Here is a 2,689-nt window from a genome sequence, read left to right as displayed (position 1 = left end):
TAAAATTCCCGCGATACGTATCCATGTGGTACCCCACTTCGTCCCTGTCAGGGCCGTTCTGGCGCAACATGGTAAATTAACTGTTAAGTTGCGCCGGAAACCGTGTTCGATCCGGCAGCGACGTCATCGAATGTCCGGGCAGTGCTATTTCGGCGCGGTGACGTCAGCCAGTTTCTGGCCGGGTCGGCGCAAGCAGTCCGTCAAACCCGGCCTTCGCCGGGCGCGGGCATCGGCGCGATCCAGCGCATGACCGGCAGCGAAACAAGCATCAGTGCCGATGCACCGCCGATCGCCGGAGACAGGCCGGAAATATCCGAGGCCAGGCCCGAGGCATAGGCGCCCAATGCCATGCCCCCGAAGGTCACCGCCTGATAGATCGACAGGCAGCGCCCAAGGATTGCTTCGGGCGAACGCAGCTGCATCGCGACATTGAGGCTGGTCAGCGTCGCCACCCAGCCACCGCCGGCGATGAACACGCAGGCCAGCGTCACGCACAGGCCGAAATGCTGGGCCAGGGCCACGGGGGCCATGGCGAGCGCGAAGACCACTGTGGCCACGCCGACGACCGTCTCGCTCCCCCAGCGCCGCCGCGCCGGGGCGACCCACAGCGCAGTGACGATCGAACCCAGCCCGAAAGCGCCCAGCACCAGGCCGTAGTCGACCTCGGTGCCGCGCAGTTGTTCGCGCACCACCAGCGGCAGCAGCGCCTGGGCTCCCGCCGCGCAGAAGCCGAACACCAGCCCCCGCGTCAGCACCCGGCGCACCGGATTGGACGTCGCGCAGAACCTTAGCCCGGCCTTGATCGAAGTGAACATCGGGTGGCGTTCGCGCGGGGGCATTTCCGGGTGCCAGCGCAGCAGCACCGCAATCAGCGCGACAAAGCTCAGCGCGTTGAGCGCGAAAGCCAGCGCCGGGCTGGTCAGCGATATCAGCAGCCCGCCCAGCGCAGGACCGACGCTGCGGGCAAGGTTGAAGGCGATGGTGTTGATCGAGATCGCCTGGCTAAGATCGCCGGGGCCAACCTGGAGCCTGACCGAGGCCTGCCAGGCCGGGCCATTGAGCGCCGTACCCGCGCCGACAGCCAGAGTGAACATCAGCAACGAAACCGGTCCGATCGATCCCGCCCAGGTCATTGCCGCCAGCAGACCGGAGGCGATCAGCATCAGGACCTGTGCCGCCAGCATCACCTTGCGCCGGTCGTAATTGTCAGCAATCGCGCCGGCGAACACACCCAGCAACATTACCGGAATCGTCACGGATGCCTGCACCAGCGCGACCAGCTGGTGCGAAGTGGTCAGTTCGGTCATCAGCCAGGCCGCGCCGACCGACTGGATCATCGAGCCGAGGTTCGAGGTCAGGTTCGCCGTCCAGATCGCCCGGAAGGCCGGATAACGGAATGGCGCAAAAGGCTTGCCGGGGTCGGTCAGGCCAAGATTGGATAACGAAGTCGGCATTGCCCGCTTCTATGGCGCGCCTGCGGGTGAAGGGCAAACCACATTGGCAAGGATCGACCGCACGATCAGCCGAAGGTGGATAGCTTGGGATCGATCAGGGCACCATGCCGGCGCAGTGCAGCGCGGGCGAGGCGTTCAACCTCCGCCTTGCGGCGTGCCGGTGCAAGCGGCGTGGTCGGGGCGGGACGCAGGATTTCCGCATCGTAGCCGTCAGCCACGATGACGCCGCAGCGTTCGGGCAGGAAGGCGGGTTCCTCAAGGCAGGCGCGGTCGAGATGCGGGGCGAGCCCCCAATAGAACCGGTCGCAGAATTCCAGATAGTCGGTCCACTTGGCATCGCCCAGCAGATCGGCCCGGGCGACCTTGATCTCGACAATCACCAGGTGGCCCTTGGCGTCGATCCCCATCAGGTCCGCGCGGCGGCCGTTGCGCAGCGGCATTTCGGGCAGGCACCAGATATCGTTGCGGGCAAACAGCCGCCCGATCCCGCGCGCAACCGCCTGGGCCGCCTTGAGTTCGCCATCGGTGTGATTCGGATCGCTGACCGGCATGAGGCCAGTCTAGGAACAGACCGGGAACTTTGCAAGCGCGTGCCGGCGCACCCGCTCCCGCGAAATCAGGTGAAACGGCGCAGTGCCTGGGTGCCCGGCGGCGGGGCCAGCGCCATCAGCGCGGCCCGGCCGGCGTGGAATTCCTGCCACAACGCCAGCGCTGCGGGTGCGGGGTTGCCGCCGCGCGCGTTGACCGCAAGCAGAGCCGCAAGCCCCGGTTCCATGATCGCGCTCAGGTCTTCGATCCCCTGTTCGGCCAGGTCGCGCCGCCATCCGCCGACATCGCGCATCAGCGCCGGGAAGTTGCGCACTTCCGGACGCATCGTTTCGGCGGAAAGGCCCGCCAGCATGCCGACCACCCCGACCGCATCGTGCAGCGCCGACCACTTCATGCTCATGGCGCTGGCTGAAGCCTGGCCGAATTCCGGCCGCCCCGATGACGGCAGCAGTCCTCCGGATCCCTGCGGCGGCGTGAAGGTGGTGTGCATGTTCATGATTCCACCAGCTAGCACGGACCTGCTTGCCAAATCGCTAATCGCCAATGCGCGGGTACCGCACTCAAGCGCCTCCGCATAAAGGCACTGGCGCACCGGGCTGCACACTGCTAACCGCCCGGCTCAGGCACCCGTAGCTCAGCTGGATAGAGCGCTGCCCTCCGAAGGCAGAGGCCACAGGTTCGAATCC

At 66.4% G+C, this 2,689-nt stretch carries 3 protein-coding genes; all 3 read right to left on the bottom strand.

Annotation, left to right across the window (positions count from 1 at the left end; translation table 11 throughout):
* Nucleotides 1-200: 200 nt before the first annotated feature.
* Complete coding sequence (locus tag ACE3SN_RS16710; protein WP_374531944.1) at nt 201-1,454, bottom strand: MFS transporter; 1,254 nt, start codon at nt 1,452-1,454, stop codon at nt 201-203.
* 65 nt (nt 1,455-1,519) lie between these two features.
* The gene (locus tag ACE3SN_RS16705; protein WP_374531942.1) at nt 1,520-2,005 is read right to left on the bottom strand and encodes an MmcB family DNA repair protein; all 486 of its coding nucleotides are present in this window, start codon (nt 2,003-2,005) and stop codon (nt 1,520-1,522) included.
* A 65-nt stretch (nt 2,006-2,070) separates the two neighbouring features.
* Nucleotides 2,071-2,499, bottom strand: coding sequence for a hypothetical protein (locus ACE3SN_RS16700; protein ID WP_374531940.1), 429 nt, complete (start codon nt 2,497-2,499; stop codon nt 2,071-2,073).
* Nucleotides 2,500-2,689 lie beyond the last annotated feature (190 nt).

Source organism: Novosphingobium sp., assembly GCF_041915465.1.
Classification (GTDB): Bacteria; Pseudomonadota; Alphaproteobacteria; order Sphingomonadales; family Sphingomonadaceae; genus Novosphingobium.
This window is presented reverse-complemented; position numbering and strand designations above follow the sequence as displayed.

What these genes read in the sequence shown, in the direction of transcription:
- ACE3SN_RS16710 (WP_374531944.1), bottom strand. Translation starts at nt 1,454, where the DNA reads ATGCCGACTTCGTTATCCAATCTTGGCCTGACCGACCCCGGCAAGCCT.
- ACE3SN_RS16700 (WP_374531940.1), bottom strand. Translation starts at nt 2,499, where the DNA reads ATGAACATGCACACCACCTTCACGCCGCCGCAGGGATCCGGAGGACTG.
- ACE3SN_RS16705 (WP_374531942.1), bottom strand. Translation starts at nt 2,005, where the DNA reads ATGCCGGTCAGCGATCCGAATCACACCGATGGCGAACTCAAGGCGGCC.